Source organism: Pseudonocardia asaccharolytica DSM 44247 = NBRC 16224 (assembly GCF_000423625.1).
GTDB lineage: Bacteria > Actinomycetota > Actinomycetes > Mycobacteriales > Pseudonocardiaceae > Pseudonocardia > Pseudonocardia asaccharolytica.
This window is the reverse complement of sequence record NZ_AUII01000015.1, coordinates 64,924-78,464: the sequence shown is the minus strand read 5'-3', so window position 1 is coordinate 78,464 and position 13,541 is coordinate 64,924. Positions and strand designations below refer to the sequence as shown.

The 13,541-nt window shown below is 70.2% G+C and carries 17 protein-coding genes; 13 read left to right on the top strand and 4 right to left on the bottom strand.

Annotated elements, in window-relative coordinates:
- Positions 1–17: 17 nt before the first annotated feature.
- Positions 18–458 (top strand): MarR family winged helix-turn-helix transcriptional regulator, encoded by a 441-nt coding sequence (locus tag G567_RS34870; RefSeq protein WP_051233200.1) that lies wholly within the window; start codon positions 18–20, stop codon positions 456–458.
- A gap of 9 nt (positions 459–467) precedes the next feature.
- On the opposite strand, the gene G567_RS0116685 is transcribed toward G567_RS34870, so the two are convergent.
- Positions 468–938: a TlpA family protein disulfide reductase gene (locus tag G567_RS0116685; protein WP_028930882.1), complete on the bottom strand. Its 471-nt coding sequence runs from the start codon at positions 936–938 to the stop codon at positions 468–470.
- Positions 939–1,015: 77 nt separating this feature from the next.
- On the opposite strand from G567_RS0116685, the gene G567_RS0116680 reads away from it, so the two are divergent.
- Together G567_RS0116680 and G567_RS0116675 are read left to right on the top strand one after the other, a co-directional pair.
- On the top strand, positions 1,016–1,603 hold the full coding sequence (locus G567_RS0116680; RefSeq protein WP_028930881.1) for a protoglobin domain-containing protein: 588 nt from the start codon (positions 1,016–1,018) through the stop codon (positions 1,601–1,603).
- Between the two features lie 71 nt (positions 1,604–1,674).
- Entirely contained in the window at positions 1,675–2,091 is a 417-nt protein-coding gene (locus G567_RS0116675) for an iron chaperone (RefSeq protein WP_028930880.1), read from the top strand.
- A 9-nt stretch (positions 2,092–2,100) separates the two neighbouring features.
- Here G567_RS0116675 and G567_RS0116670 read toward each other — a convergent pair whose 3' ends face one another.
- A complete protein-coding gene (locus tag G567_RS0116670) occupies positions 2,101–3,045 on the bottom strand; it encodes an acyl-CoA desaturase (protein ID WP_028930879.1) in 945 nt (314 codons plus the stop codon).
- 357 nt (positions 3,046–3,402) lie between these two features.
- On the opposite strand from G567_RS0116670, the gene G567_RS0116665 reads away from it, so the two are divergent.
- From G567_RS0116665 to G567_RS0116645, 5 genes are all read left to right on the top strand, one after another.
- On the top strand, positions 3,403–3,606 hold the full coding sequence (locus G567_RS0116665; RefSeq protein ID WP_028930878.1) for a cold-shock protein: 204 nt from the start codon (positions 3,403–3,405) through the stop codon (positions 3,604–3,606).
- Positions 3,607–3,988: 382 nt separating this feature from the next.
- Entirely contained in the window at positions 3,989–4,513 is a 525-nt protein-coding gene (locus G567_RS0116660) for a hypothetical protein (RefSeq protein ID WP_028930877.1), read from the top strand.
- A 370-nt stretch (positions 4,514–4,883) separates the two neighbouring features.
- The gene (locus tag G567_RS0116655) at positions 4,884–6,092 is read left to right on the top strand and encodes a DUF445 domain-containing protein (RefSeq protein ID WP_084796197.1); all 1,209 of its coding nucleotides are present in this window, start codon (positions 4,884–4,886) and stop codon (positions 6,090–6,092) included.
- Between the two features lie 58 nt (positions 6,093–6,150).
- Entirely contained in the window at positions 6,151–7,137 is a 987-nt protein-coding gene (locus tag G567_RS0116650; protein WP_028930875.1) for a daunorubicin resistance protein DrrA family ABC transporter ATP-binding protein, read from the top strand.
- Complete coding sequence (locus G567_RS0116645; RefSeq protein WP_028930874.1) at positions 7,134–7,937, top strand: ABC transporter permease; 804 nt, start codon at positions 7,134–7,136, stop codon at positions 7,935–7,937. The genes G567_RS0116650 and G567_RS0116645 overlap by 4 nt, the downstream gene beginning before the upstream one ends.
- Positions 7,938–7,964: 27 nt before the next feature.
- Here G567_RS0116645 and G567_RS0116640 read toward each other — a convergent pair whose 3' ends face one another.
- Positions 7,965–8,333 carry a fluoride efflux transporter FluC gene (locus tag G567_RS0116640; RefSeq protein WP_028930873.1) on the bottom strand — a complete coding sequence of 123 codons (369 nt, stop codon included), beginning with the start codon at positions 8,331–8,333 and terminating at the stop codon, positions 7,965–7,967.
- Positions 8,330–8,803 carry a fluoride efflux transporter CrcB gene (gene crcB, locus G567_RS0116635; protein ID WP_147201028.1) on the bottom strand — a complete coding sequence of 158 codons (474 nt, stop codon included), beginning with the start codon at positions 8,801–8,803 and terminating at the stop codon, positions 8,330–8,332. Before crcB ends, G567_RS0116640 begins: the two co-directional genes overlap by 4 nt.
- 153 nt (positions 8,804–8,956) lie before the next feature.
- Here crcB and G567_RS29410 point away from each other — a divergent pair, with 153 nt between their 5' ends.
- The 5 genes from G567_RS29410 (at position 8,957) to lon (ending at position 13,506) form a co-directional block, all read left to right on the top strand.
- Complete coding sequence (locus tag G567_RS29410) at positions 8,957–9,391, top strand: helix-turn-helix domain-containing protein (protein ID WP_037057503.1); 435 nt, start codon at positions 8,957–8,959, stop codon at positions 9,389–9,391.
- A gap of 20 nt (positions 9,392–9,411) precedes the next feature.
- Complete coding sequence (locus G567_RS0116625) at positions 9,412–10,053, top strand: hypothetical protein (RefSeq protein ID WP_147201029.1); 642 nt, start codon at positions 9,412–9,414, stop codon at positions 10,051–10,053.
- 105 nt (positions 10,054–10,158) lie between these two features.
- Positions 10,159–10,467 carry a DUF2516 family protein gene (locus G567_RS0116620; protein ID WP_245585672.1) on the top strand — a complete coding sequence of 103 codons (309 nt, stop codon included), beginning with the start codon at positions 10,159–10,161 and terminating at the stop codon, positions 10,465–10,467.
- Positions 10,464–11,027, top strand: coding sequence for a YbaK/EbsC family protein (locus G567_RS0116615; RefSeq protein ID WP_028930869.1), 564 nt, complete (start codon positions 10,464–10,466; stop codon positions 11,025–11,027). The genes G567_RS0116620 and G567_RS0116615 overlap by 4 nt, the downstream gene beginning before the upstream one ends.
- Positions 11,028–11,148: 121 nt before the next feature.
- Positions 11,149–13,506: an endopeptidase La gene (lon, locus tag G567_RS0116610; RefSeq protein WP_028930868.1), complete on the top strand. Its 2,358-nt coding sequence runs from the start codon at positions 11,149–11,151 to the stop codon at positions 13,504–13,506.
- Positions 13,507–13,541 lie beyond the last annotated feature (35 nt).

The following is a 13,541-nucleotide window of genomic DNA, read 5'->3' as shown; positions in this document are numbered from 1 at the left end:
TCAAGCGGGAGTCGGCGGTGGTCAACCCTGCGGTGCGCCGCCACACGCTGGTCACGGTGATGCGAGCCGCCGTTCAGGAGATCCTCGAGGAGCTCGTTGTCCGGCTCGCGGCGGCCGGTTACCCGCAGATCCGCGTCGCTCACAGCCAGGTCTTCGAGAACATCGACGCGGACGGAACGCGGCTCACCGTCCTCGCCGAGCGGGGCCGGATGGCCCATCCGTCGATGAGCGAGCTGGTGGCGGATCTGGAGCGGCTCGGGTACCTCGAACGTGTCCTGGATCCGACCGACGGCCGGGCCCGGCTGGTGCGGCTGACCGGCCGCGGCCGCGCGCTGCAACGTCTGGCGCTGGCCGAGTTGGCCGAGATCGAGGCGGCCTGGTTGCGCAGGCTCGGCGCGGCGCTGGGTCCGGAGGCAGCCCGGGCACTGGACGCCGCCCTCGGCGCGCCGCTGCGATAGCCCGGGGCCTCAGCGCTCCGCGGCGAGGGCGGCGATCTGGGCGCCGAGGGCGAGATCGGGCACCGAGCCGAACGCCTGGTTGCGCACCTGTCCGGCGCGGTCGACCAGCACCGTGGTCGGCGTGCCCCGCATGCCGTAGCGGGCGAAGGTCACCGGGGTGGGGTCGTGGTCGTCGTGACGGTCGATGGCGATCGGGAACGTCAGCCGGTTCTCATGGGCGAAGGCGCGCAGGGAGACCGGGCCCATCGCCTCGTGGTGCTCGAACACCGTGTGCAGCCCGAGCACGACCACGTCGTCGGAGGAGAACGTCGCGGCCACGCGTTTGGCCTGCGGGAGCGAATGGCTCACGCAGCTGGGGCAGAGCATCTGGAACGCCTCCAGTACGACGACGCGCCCGCGCAGCCCGGCGAGCGTGAGGGGGCCGGCGTTGAGCCACTCCGTGACGTCGAGCTCGGGGGCCGGTGCCGGCTCGGCGTTCATCCCAGGTCCTTTCGCCGCTGTCGAGGAGTCGCTAGCCTAGCACTCGTAATTAGGAATCCTAATTCAACGGAGCTGTCATGACCGTGTCTGCCCCCGCCGGCTACACCTACGACGACCACGCGCTCCCCGCCTCGCCGGTCAGCGCCGCCGAACTGGAGCAACTCAAGGCAAGCGTCCTGTTCACCGACGACGACGCCGCCGCGCTGGCGATGGCGGGCGACGTGCTCGCCGACCAGATCACCGACGTCCTCGACACCTGGTACGGCTTCGTCGGCTCGCACCCACATCTGGTGGCCTACTTCGCCGACCGCGACGGCGAGCCGATCAAGAGCTACCTGGACGCGGTCTACCACCGGTTCGGCCGCTGGATCCTGGATACCTGCCGGCGGCCGTACGACGAGCGCTGGCTGGCCTACCAGGAGGAGATCGCGCTGCGACACACGCCGGCGAAGAAGAACAAGACCGACGGCGTCGACTCGGTGCCCGTCGTGCCGCTGCGCTACCTGATCGCGTTCATCTACCCGATCACCGCGACGATGCGGCCGTTCCTCGCGAAGAAGGGCCACTCCGAGGCCGACGTCGAGCGCATGCACGCGGCGTGGTTCAAGTCGGTCACCCTGCAGGTCGCGCTGTGGTCGCGCCCGTACGCCGAACGGGAATGGTGACGGACGCAGCGCGACTCGGACTGTCGGGGTCGGCTGGCACGATCGGCGTCCCGACCCCGAGGAGCCATGCCGTGCGAGGCAGATCCACCGCGCCCACCCACGAGGCCTATATCGAGGGCCTCGACGAACCGCGCCGCGGCGAGATCCGCGCGCTGCATGAACTCATCCGCCGCGTCGTGCCGCAGCTCGAGCCGACGATGGAGTTCGGAATGCCCGGTTACGGCACCTACCACTATCGATACGCCTCGGGCCGGGAGGGTGACTGGGCGCTCGTCGCCATGGCCAGCAACAAGCGCTACATCTCGCTGTATGTCAGTGCGACCACCGAGGACGGCCGCTATCTCGCGGAGTCCTGTGCCGAGCGGTTGCCGAAGGCATCGATCGGCAAGAGCTGCATCCGGGTGAAGCGGGTCGCGGATCTCGACCTCGACGTGGTCGCCGAACTGCTCACCGAGGCCGCGGCTCGGCCGCCGGGGGCGCTGCGGTGAGCACCCGGCTCAGCCCGACCGGGTGAGCCGCTGCAGACGTCGCGGGGTTGGCCAGCGCACCGAGCGCGCCCAGCCGAGCTTCTCGAACATCCGGATGACCATGGCCGAGATGTCGAGCTGTCCGCGCTTGACCCCGTGCCGGGCGCAGGTCGGGTCGGCGTGGTGCAGGTTGTGCCACGACTCGCCGAACGACAGCGGCGCCAGCCACCAGACATTCGCGGAGCGGTCCCGGGCCGCGAACGGGCGGTCACCCCAGATATGGCAGATCGAGTTGATCGACCAGGTCACGTGATGCAGCAGGGCGACGCGGACGAGGCCGGCCCAGAAAAAGGCGGTGAAGGCGCCCCAGACCGACCAGCTGACCAGCCCGCCGACGACGGCCGGCAGCCCAAGGCTCGCGATGGTCAGCCACATGAACCCGTTGTCGATCCGTACCAGGTCGCGGTCGGCGAGCAGGTCCGGGGCGAAGCGGCGGGCGTTGGTCTTGTCCCGGTTCAGCAGCCAGCCCATGTGCGAGTGCCAGAATCCGCGAGCCAGCGCGCGTGGACCGGTGCCGAACAGCCACGGCGAATGCGGATCGCCCTCCTTGTCGGAAAACGCGTGATGGCGCCGGTGGTCGGCCACCCACGTGATGACCCCGCCCTGGAGTGCGAAACTGCCCGCGACCGCCAGCGCGATCCGCAGCCCGCGGCTCGCCTTGAAGGCGCCATGGGTGAAGTAGCGGTGGAAACCGACGGTCACCCCGAGCCCCGTGAGCAGGTAGCAGCCGAGCGCGAGCCCGACGTCCGTCCAGCCGAGCCCCGAACCCCAGGCCAACGGTACGGCGACGACCAACGCCAGCAGCGGAAGCGCGATGAACACGAGGACGAGCGCCTGCTCGGTGACGGAGCGATGGCCGTCGGTCAGCGGTGCCGTGGCGCGAGGTGGGGGACGGCTCTGGAGGGTCGAGGGCATACAACACCTTCGGTTGAGGGGGGATGCGCGCCGACACGGCGTGGACTGTCAGGAACGCGACGACATCGGGTGCGGCCCGCCCTGGCTGGGGTGTCACGGCCCGGCATCGAAGCCGACACTACGGCAACGGGACGTGTCCTGTTGGGTGGCGACGGTCTTCGGGCCCACCCGGGCCGTCCCGTGCTAGCGTGGAGGCCGGTTGCAGTCGTGTCTTCCTCGATCGTTGTGAAGCGTCCGTGGAGAGTGACAGTGGGGCTCCACGCGCCCGAGGAATGCCCTCCCCGTGTGAGTACGCCCCACGCAGCCACCGGTCGGCACAGTGCCGGCCGGGTTCGCTTCACATGTGGGAGAACACTAATGCCGCAGGGCACCGTCAAGTGGTTCAACGCCGAGAAGGGCTTCGGCTTCATCGCTACTGACGACAACGGTCCGGACGTCTTCGTCCACTACTCGGCCATCCAGTCGGAGGGTTTCCGCACCCTCGAGGAGAATCAGCGCGTCTCCTTCGAGGCCAGCCAGGGCGCCAAGGGCCCGCAGGCGGACTCGGTCCGCATCATCTGAGACGGCCTCTGGCCACCGGGCGTACGGCTCGGAAACGGTGCCGGTGATCCCCTCGGGATCGCCGGCACCGGCGTTTCCGGAGCGGTACGGGGCGCGACGGGCCGAGCCGTTGCTCCGTCGGCCGACGGGCGGTCGCATGACGGCAGACGTTCGGTGGCGGACCGAACGGAGTAGCCGCCGGTCCCGGGTGGCGGACCGGCCAACCCTCGGTGACCGGACGTCGTCCGGCGCGCCACGGTTCGAGGCCCGCTTGTCTCGCGGCCTGGTGCAGTCAGCGCTGACCAGGCGATTTCCCGTACCCCGGGAGTCATTCTTGGTGTTGAAGAACACAGAACGGTGCTCCGGGCGACTGGCCGGGGTCGTGCTCCAAGGAGGTCGGACGATGTCGTGGTGGGACAGCTACCGGGCCGTCTACGGCGCGGAGCTGAGGGCGGCCGCGCGCGACTACGCCCACCACGGATGGCCACTGGTACCGGGATCGGGCACGGAGATCCTGCTGGCCACCGGGACCGTCCTCGACATCGTCGAGGTGCCCGCCGAGCTCGGCCGCCGAGCCTGCGCGACGCTTCGCGACTGCGGGCTGGTGGTGCCGGTGGCAGCCACGCCGCAAGGCACCTGGTGGTTCCCGATGAGCCCCGGATCCGGGCTGCCGCTCGAACTGAGCCTGCACCCCGAGGTCGTGTCGCACACCGACGGGATCGGTGTGCTCGCCCCGCCGACCGAGCGCCCGGACGGATGGGTGCACTGGCGGGTGGCGCCGGCGCGAACCGGCTACCGGGTGCCCGACGCCGCGGTCATCGTCGAGGCCGTCACCGATGCGGTGCGGTCGCAGGCAACCAGCGATCTGCTGCCGGGCACCCAGCGGTCCGTCGCGGCGATCGTCGGAGGCCCGCGGTCTGGGCCCTAGCCCCGGGTCCACCGCGAGCCGCGCCCGTTCACCGTCCCGCTGCCGCAGATCGTCGGATCGCGCCGGGACGGGCGGGCGCACCCCGGTGCGGCGCCTGAGGGAGCGTTTCTCCCTTGCCGTGCAGCCGCACCTCGACGTGGCCGGGGCCGGTGGAGTATCGCCGGCCTCGGCCAGAGCCACGTTCCTGTGTGGCTCAGCCGTGGCGCGGGGCACTATTGAGTTCGTGCAGATTCGCCAGGCCCAGGGACCGGCCCGCTCACCGCAGCCACCCGCTGTCCCGTCACCCCGGCCGTCCCGACCGGCAGCAGCGACGCCGCTGGGTTCGTTCAGCCCGCTCAACGAGGACATCAAGCGGCGCGACCTGCGCAGGATGAAGATGGTCGCGACGGGGTTCCTGCTCGGTGCCACCGTCGTGTTCCTGGTCGGCCGCTACCTCGAGGTCAACCTCGGCATGGCCTGGGCCGGGTACATGCGCGCCGCGGCCGAGGCGGGGATGGTGGGCGCGCTGGCCGACTGGTTCGCCGTCACCGCGCTGTTCCGCAGGCCGCTCAACCTGCCGATCCCGCACACGGCCATCATCCCGGCGAAGAAGGATGTGATCGGCGACAGTCTCGGCGATTTCGTCGGGGAGAACTTCCTGTCCGAGGCCGTGGTCCGCGACAAGCTCGACCGGGCCGAGATCGCCGGCCGGGTCGGGGGCTGGATCGGGCTGCAGGAGAACGCCGACCGGGTGGCCGCCGAGCTCTCGACCGCGGCCCGCGGCATCGTCACGGTGTTGCGCGACGAGGACGTCCAGGCGGTCATCGAGCAGATCCTGGTGCGGAAACTGCTGGAGCAACCGGTCGGGCCGCCGCTGGGCAAGGTGCTCGAGGGCGTGCTCCTCGACGGGGGGCACCGCCGGCTCGTCGACCTGGTGTGCGACCGGGCCTACGACTGGGTTGCCGAGAACCACGACATGGTGTTGCGGGTGGTCCGCGAGCGCGCACCGAACTGGACGCCGCGGTTCGTCGACGACATGGTCGCCGACAAGGTCTTCGTGGAGGTGCAGAACTTCGCCTGGGCGGTGAAGGCCGACCCCGAGCACCCGCTGCGCAAGGCGGTCGACAAGTTCCTGATCGAGTTCGCGAACGATCTACAGCGCGATCCCGCGACGATCGAGCGGGCCGAGCAGATCAAACAACAGATCGTCGACCATCCCGACGTGCAGCGGTTCATCGGCCAGGCCTGGGGCACGGTCAAGCGGATGATCCTCGACGCCGCGGCCGACCCGTCGAGCGAGCTTCGGATCCGGGTCAGCAAAGGGCTGATGGCGTTCGGCCGACGGCTCGGCGCCGATTCCGAGCTCCGCGGGAAGATCGACGGCTGGCTCGGCGATGTCGCGAGCCATGTCGTGCGTCACTACCGGCGCGAGATCACCACGTTGATCACCGACACGGTCGGACGTTGGGACGCGGCAGAGACATCGCGGAAGATCGAGCTGCAGGTGGGGCGCGACCTGCAGTGGATCCGGATCAACGGCACCGTCGTCGGCGCGCTGGCCGGACTGGCGATCTACACATTCTCCGAGCTGATCTTCTGACGGTGGCCGGGCGCAATTCGCACGACTTCTGTCGGGGAGCGGTCCTACCCTCGCCCCCATGAACCAATTCGCCGTTCGGGTCGAGGGCCTCAAGAAGAGCTTCGGGTCCACCCAGGCACTCGACGGGGTCGATCTCGGGATCCCGACCGGCACCGTGCTGGGGCTGCTCGGCCCCAACGGGGCGGGGAAGACCACGATGGTGCGTGTCCTCACCACGCTGCTCAAGCCCGACGCGGGGCGGGCGTGGGTGGCCGGTCACGATGTCGTGGTGCAGCCGCAGGCCGTCCGGCGATCGATCGGGCTGTCCGGGCAGTACGCCGCCGTCGACGAGAACCTCACCGGGATCGAGAACCTCTATATGGTCGGCAGGCTCTACGGGCTGAGCCGGGCGGTCGCCCGGGCCCGGGCGAAGGAGCTGCTGGAACGGTTCCGGCTCACCGAGGCGGCCGAGCGTCCATCGAAGACGTACTCGGGTGGCATGCGTCGCCGCCTCGACCTCGCCGGTGCGCTGGTCGCCGCGCCGCCGGTCGTCGTGCTCGACGAACCGACCACCGGCCTCGACCCGCGCGGCAGGCTCGACACCTGGTCGCTGATCTCCGAGCTGGTGGGCGACGGCACGACGGTGCTGCTCACCACCCAGTACCTCGAGGAGGCCGACCAGCTGGCCGACAACATCGTCGTGATCGACCGTGGTCGCGCGATCGCCCGCGGCACCTCCGACGAGCTCAAGGCACAGATCGGGGGCGAACGGCTGCAGGTCGTCGTTGCCCACCCGGACCAGGTGGCGATCGCTCGGAGCGTGCTCACCGACGTCGGGACCGGTGAACTACTGGTCGACGAGCACCTCCGGCGCGTCTCGGTCCCGGTGAGCGGCGGAACCAAGGCGTTGATCGAGGCGTTGCGCCGGTTCGATGCCGAGGGTGTCGAGGTGCTCGACGTGGCGCTGCAGCGACCGACCCTGGACGACGTGTTCCTGACCCTGACCGGGCACCTCGCCGAGGAGACCGAGCAGGCCGAGATGAAGACGGAGATGGCGGCATCATGAGCGCGCTGACCCAGGCCATTCGTGACGGTGGGGTCATCACCTGGCGCAACCTGGTCGGAATGCGACGGGTGCCGGACGCACTGATCGGACTCACCATCCAACCGATCATGTTCGTGGTCCTGTTCGCGCTGGTCTTTGCGGGCAGTCTCGGGGGTGCGCCCTATCGGGAGTTCCTCGTCGCCGGCATCTTCGCCCAGACCGTCGCCTTCAATGTCTTCTTCACGACCATCGGCATGGCCAACGACCTGCAGAAGGGCATCATCGACCGGTTCCGGTCGCTGCCGATGTCCCGGACGGCGGTGGTGCTCGGCCGGGCGGTGTCCGACCTCGGGGTCAGCGTGATCACGCTGATCGTGATGTCCCTGACCGGGCTGGTGGTCGGCTGGCGGATCCGCGGCAGCGTGCTCGACGCGCTGGCCGGGTTCGGCTTGTTGCTGTTGTTCTCGTTCGCGATGTCGTGGATCGGCGTGTTCGTCGGGCTGACCGCCCGCAACGTGGAGGTGGCGCAGAGCGCCGGCCTGATCTGGCTGTTCCCGCTCACGTTCGTGTCCAGCGCGTTCGTCTCGGTGCAGGGCTTCCCGGGCTGGCTGCAGCCGGTCGGGGAGTGGAACCCGGTCAGTGCGGTGGCGCGGGCGTCGCGGGAGCTGTTCGGCAATCCGACGCAGCTGCCGGGTTTCGGGGAGTCCTCGGCATGGCCCGCGCAGCACGCGGCGCTGTATGCGGTGCTGTCGTCACTGGCGATCGTCGCGGTGTTCCTGCCGCTGGCGGTGGCCCGCTACCGGCGGGTGGCCAGCCGGTAGCGGGCCACCGCCAGCGGACCGGGCCCGTTACAAGACCGGGTGCAGCGCCGAGCCGATGGCGATGCCGAGGCCGGCGGCTCCGAGGCCGGTGAGCATCGAGCCGGCCGCGTTGAAGAGCGCGAACAGCTTGCTGCCGCCTGCCGCGAGCTGGACGGTTTCGTAGCCGAACGTCGAGTACGTGGTTAGCGTGCCGCAGAAGCCGGTGGCGACGAGCGCGAGGACCTCGGGCGAGACGGTGGCGGCCAGCGTCAGTCCGAGGATGAACGAGCCGACGGCGTTGACGGTGAAGGTCCCCCACGGGAATCCGGTGTCGTGCCGGGACTGGACGAGCCGGTCGGTGAGGTAGCGCAAGGGGGCACCGACCATCGCCCCGATGACGACCAGCAGCGGGATCACCGGTGCACCAGCCGGACGCTGATGGCCTTGGCCACGGTGATCCCGACCCAGGTGGCCGCGACCGCCCCCGCGAGTGTCGCCGCGAGATAGCCGACGGCCGTGCCGATATGCCCGTGCAGCAGCAGGTACTGAGCGTCGGTCGCGTAGGTGGAGAAGGTGGTGAATCCGCCGAGAAAGCCGGTGGCCGCGAACGGGCGGACCAGGGGGTGCGCCGGTCGCACCTCGGTGATCAGCACGATCAGCATCCCGATGAGCAGGCAACCCGCCACGTTGATGAGGAAGGTGCCGAGCGGGAATTCGCCCTGGTGCGTGGGCAGCGCGAGGCCGACGCCCCATCGGGCCAGCGCACCGAGTGCGCCGCCGACCGCAATCACCGCGTAGACCCCGGCCTGCCCCGATAGCGGGGCTGGTGGGTGCGGCCGGGGCGCAGCGACGCGGTCCTCGCCGCTCGGGGGCAGCGGATGGTCCACCTGGCGACCTCCGGTACCGGGGGCAGGGCCATCCGACCCTAGGCCCTTCCCGAGGTGATCCACCCTACTGCCGCCTGACCTGCGCAAGCACTGCGCTAGCAATTGCTAGCATTCAGGGGTACGGTCGGATGTGTCGCATGGAGGTGAGCGCCGATGACCGAGCAGGAGAAGCCGGCCGAGATCGTCGGACACACGGTCGAGCAGGTCGGCCAGGCGGTGGGTCAGGCCGTTGACGACATCGGCGCCTACATCCGGGCGCAACGCGAGGCAGCACAGGTGTCACTGCGGCAGCTCGCGAAGGCGACCGGCGTCAGCAACCCGTATCTCAGCCAGATCGAGCGGGGGCTGCGCAGGCCGTCGGCCGAGATCCTGCAGCAGATCGCGAAGGGGCTGCGTATCTCCGCGGAGGCGCTCTACGTCCGGGCGGGAATCCTCGAGGAACGTCCGGCGAGCGCCGTCACCGACGCGGTGCTCTCCGACCCCACGCTGACCGAACGTCAGAAGCAGGTGCTGCTCGACGTCTACCAGGCCTTCCGGCGGGAGAATGGCCGACCGGTCGACTCCGCCGCAGGCACAGAGCCTTCGTGAGAAGAACAGGAGTGATCATCATGGCCGTATCGCTGCCGACCGCCGCGGACGTCCGCAAGCTCCGCGAGCAGGCCGCCAAGAACGCCGCAGATCGGGCCGAGGCCGCTCGCGCCCCGCTGATGGCCGTCCTCGGCGCCGGCGAGCACGCCGTCAACACGGTGACCAAGGTCATCGCCGACGCCAGGGCTCGCGCCGAAGCCGCGCAGAAGCGCTTTGCCGATCTGCCCACCGAGGTCGAGGATCTGCGGACCAAGCTGGCCTCCGAGGAGATCCGCAAGACCGTCGAGGAGTGGCGTACCCAGGCCACGAAGTACTACGAGGACCTCGCCAAGCGCGGTGAGGTCACCTGGGCCGAGATCCGCAAGCAGCCGCGGATCCAGCAGGCGTTGAACGCGCTCGAGTCGTACACCGAGAAGCTCGACGCGCAGGTCGACGAGTTCGTCGACGAGGCACACGACGCCGCGGAGAAGGCCGTCGCACACGACGCCGCGGAGAAGGCCGTCGCCGAGGTCGCGGAGAAGACACCGGCGAAGCCCGCCGAGCCGGCCAAGGCCGCGGAGGAGACCCCGGCGGGCCGCGCGGCCGGCCGCACCGCGCCGAAGACAGCCACCCGCAGCTCGACGGCACGTCGCCCCCGCAGCGAGGACACCGCGTCCAGCTGAGGTGAGCGGCCAGCGCCCCGAGACCCCCGTGGTCTCGGGGCTGCTCTTTGAGGCAGTCTGCGGGTCGGGATGTCACGAGGGGCCTCGCGCACGTACCCTGACTGGGTGGACCTGCTGTACAGACTCGACGACTACGTCCTGCTCGGGCTGTGGATTCTCGGGATGCCGGTGGGTGCATACGCCTTCATCCACGCCCTCCGCCAGCGCGCCGACGCCTTCACGGCGGTCGGCAAGCTGACGAAGAACGCCTGGCTGGGGATCACCGGCGCCGGGCTGCTGGTGCTCGTCGTGTTCCAGGGTCCCTGGAGCGGTGGAGCGCTGTTCTGGATTGCTGGCCTCGTGGCGGTTCTCGTCTACCTCGTCGATGTGAAGCCGGCCGTGGTCGGGGTGCAGCGGGGGGACCAACGCTGGTGAGTTGGGCCGTGCTGGGGAGGCTGCACGCCGTCCCCGCGCTCGACCGGCCCGATCTGCTCGCCGATCCGGTCGAGCACGCGCTCACGTTGCTCGACCCGGCCGACGCCGCGCGCGTCGGCGTCGCCGAGATCGATCCCGCGCTCGCCGATACCGCCGACTTCTGCACGGCCTACTCGTCTCCGTTGGAGGGCTCGGCCAACTGCGTGGTCGTGGCAGGTCGGCGCGGTGGGCAGGTCAGATATGCCGCCTGCGTGGTCCTCGCGACCACGCGCGCCGACGTGAACGGTGTCGTGCGCAAGCGGCTCGACGTCCGCAAGGCGTCGTTCGCGCCGGTGGACGAGGCGGTCGAGCTGACCAGGATGGAGTACGGCGGGATCACCCCGATCGGGCTGCCGACCGGGTGGCCGCTGCTGGTCGCCCCCGAGGTGGCCGCCGCGGCGGCGGTCGTCATCGGCAGCGGGATCCGGGCCGGCAAACTGGCGGTCCCGGGTGCTCTCGTGGCGTCGCTGCCCGCCGCGGAGGTCGTCGAGGCTCTCGCGCTGCGCACTATGGAGCCATAACGCGGGATGTCCCCAGCCCCCACGCGCGTTATGGGGCCACAACGTGGTCCGGCGTCGCTCGCTCTGAGCGAACTTACTTGAATGCTGGAATGGATTCAACGGTGTAAGTGTTGAACGGGACATGACAGAGACGCTGAAGCTGCCGGTGCTTCCGCTGCCCGACTCGGTGGTAATGCCCGGTATGGTGGTTCCGCTCCGGCTCGACGAGCCGGAGATCCAGGCGGCGGTCGACGCGGCGAACAGCGTCGACCGGCGCGTTCTCGCTGTTCCCCGCCTCGACGGCAAGTACGGCGCGATCGGCACGGTCGCCGTCCTCGAGCAGATCGGCAGGCTCCCCAGCGGGGAGAAGGCCGCGGTGGTCCGCGGTGAGCGGCGCGCCCGCATCGGATCCGGCCAGCCCGGCCCGGGTGCCGCGCTGTGGGTCGAGGCCTCCCCGGTGGAGGACGGCCCGGTGACCGCGCGGACCGAGGAGCTCGCCAAGGAGTACAAGGCGCTGGTCGTGGCGATCCTGCAGCAGCGCAACGCCTGGCAGGTGATCGATTCCGTCCAGCAGACGACCGACCCCGGCCAGCTCGCCGACCTTGCCGGCTGGGCGCCCTACTTCGACGTCGAGCAGAAGGCGCAGCTGCTGGCCGAGACGGACGTGGACCGGCGGCTGGAGCTGCTCATCGGCTGGACGAAGGAGCATCTCGCCGAGCAGGAGGTCAGCGAGAAGATCTCCAAGGACGTCCGGGAGGGCATGGAGAAGGCGCAGCGCGAGTTTCTGCTGCTTCAGCAGCTGGCCGCGATCCGCAAGGAGCTCGGCGAGTCCGATCCCGAGGGCAGTGAGGACGACTACCGTGCCCGGGTGGAGGCCGCTGACCTGCCCGATGACGTCCGCAAGGCCGCGCTCGTCGAGGTCGGCAAGCTGGAGCGCGCGTCGGATCAGAACCCGGAGGCGGGTTGGATCCGCACCTGGCTCGACACGGTCCTCGACATCCCATGGAGTCACAACACACCCGACACCGACGACCTGGCCGCCGCGCGGGCGATCCTGGACGCCGACCACGCCGGTCTCGACGATGTCAAGGAGCGGCTGGTCGAGTTCCTCGCCGTCCGCGCCCGGCGCGACCGCCGCGGCCTGGAGAAGGTCGGCGGCCGGGGCTCCGGCGCCGTGCTCGCACTGGTCGGACCGCCCGGCGTCGGGAAGACGTCACTGGGGGAGTCGGTCGCGCGGGCGCTCGGCCGGAATTTCGTGCGCGTCGCGCTGGGCGGCGTGCGCGACGAGGCGGAGATCCGCGGGCACCGGCGCACCTATGTCGGCGCGCTGCCCGGACGGATCGTCCGGGCGATCCGGGAGGCCGGGTCGATGAACCCGGTCGTGCTGCTCGACGAGATCGACAAGCTCGGCAGCGACTTCCGCGGCGACCCGTCGTCCGCCCTGTTGGAGGTCCTCGACCCCGCGCAGAACCACACGTTCCGCGACCACTACCTCGAGGTCGACCTCGACCTGTCCGACGTGCTGTTCCTGGCCACGGCCAACGTCGCCGACACCATCCCCGGCCCGCTGGCCGACCGGATGGAGATGGTGACCCTCGACGGCTACACCGAGCAGGAGAAGGTCGCCATCGCGCGTGACCACCTGCTGCCCCGGCAGATCGAGAAGGCCGGTCTCGAACCGTCCGAGGTCGAGTTCTCCGACGTGGCGCTGGGCATGATCGCCGCCGAGTACACCCGGGAGGCGGGTGTAAGGCAGTTGGAACGGGGCCTGGCCAAGGTCCTGCGCAAGGTCGCGGTGGCGCTGGACCGCGCTGATGCGCACTCCGCCAGCGCTGCGCGCGGTGGCACCGAGGCCCCGGTGCACGTCGACGCCGACGCGCTGGTCCGGTTCCTCGGCAGGCCGCGGTTCACTCCGGAGTCGGCGGAACGCACCTCGGTGCCGGGCGTGGCGACCGGACTGGCCGTGACCGGAACCGGCGGGGACGTGCTGTTCATCGAGGCCACGGCCATGGATGGTGACCCCGGCCTGACGCTCACCGGCCAGCTCGGCGACGTCATGAAGGAGTCGGTGTCGATCGCGCTGTCCTACCTGCGGTCCAAGGGCCTGGCCGGCGATCTGGCGTCGAAAAAGCTGCACGTGCATGTCCCGGCGGGCGCTGTCCCGAAGGACGGGCCGTCGGCGGGCATCGCGATGACGACGGCATTGGCCTCGCTCGGCTCGGGGTGCCCGGTGAAGTCGAGTGTCGGGATGACCGGTGAGGTCACGTTGCAGGGTCGGGTGCTCCCGATCGGCGGGGTCAAGCAGAAGCTGCTGGCCGCGCACCGGGCCGGGTTGACCGACGTGATCATCCCGAAGCGCAACGAGCCCGACCTCGATGATCTGCCGGAGTCGATCCGCGGCGAGCTGCGGGTGCATCCCGTGGCCGACGTCGCCGAGGTGCTGGAGCTGGCGCTGGAGCCGGCATCTGTGCGCCCTCCGGCGCTCGTGAGTGGCGAGTAACGCTCTGGCGTTACTCGCCACTCACGGGGCCGCAG

Bases quoted from the DNA above. Each gene is read 5' to 3' on its own strand.
- G567_RS0116685 (WP_028930882.1), bottom strand. From the start codon at position 938: ATGAACGCCGAGCCGGCACCGGCCCCCGAGCTCGACGTCACGGAGTGG.
- G567_RS0116680 (WP_028930881.1), top strand. From the start codon at position 1,016: ATGACCGTGTCTGCCCCCGCCGGCTACACCTACGACGACCACGCGCTC.
- G567_RS0116670 (WP_028930879.1), bottom strand. From the start codon at position 3,045: ATGCCCTCGACCCTCCAGAGCCGTCCCCCACCTCGCGCCACGGCACCG.
- G567_RS0116665 (WP_028930878.1), top strand. From the start codon at position 3,403: ATGCCGCAGGGCACCGTCAAGTGGTTCAACGCCGAGAAGGGCTTCGGC.
- G567_RS0116660 (WP_028930877.1), top strand. From the start codon at position 3,989: ATGTCGTGGTGGGACAGCTACCGGGCCGTCTACGGCGCGGAGCTGAGG.
- G567_RS0116655 (WP_084796197.1), top strand. From the start codon at position 4,884: ATGAAGATGGTCGCGACGGGGTTCCTGCTCGGTGCCACCGTCGTGTTC.
- G567_RS0116650 (WP_028930875.1), top strand. From the start codon at position 6,151: ATGAACCAATTCGCCGTTCGGGTCGAGGGCCTCAAGAAGAGCTTCGGG.
- G567_RS0116645 (WP_028930874.1), top strand. From the start codon at position 7,134: ATGAGCGCGCTGACCCAGGCCATTCGTGACGGTGGGGTCATCACCTGG.
- G567_RS29410 (WP_037057503.1), top strand. From the start codon at position 8,957: ATGACCGAGCAGGAGAAGCCGGCCGAGATCGTCGGACACACGGTCGAG.
- G567_RS0116625 (WP_147201029.1), top strand. From the start codon at position 9,412: ATGGCCGTATCGCTGCCGACCGCCGCGGACGTCCGCAAGCTCCGCGAG.
- lon (WP_028930868.1), top strand. From the start codon at position 11,149: ATGACAGAGACGCTGAAGCTGCCGGTGCTTCCGCTGCCCGACTCGGTG.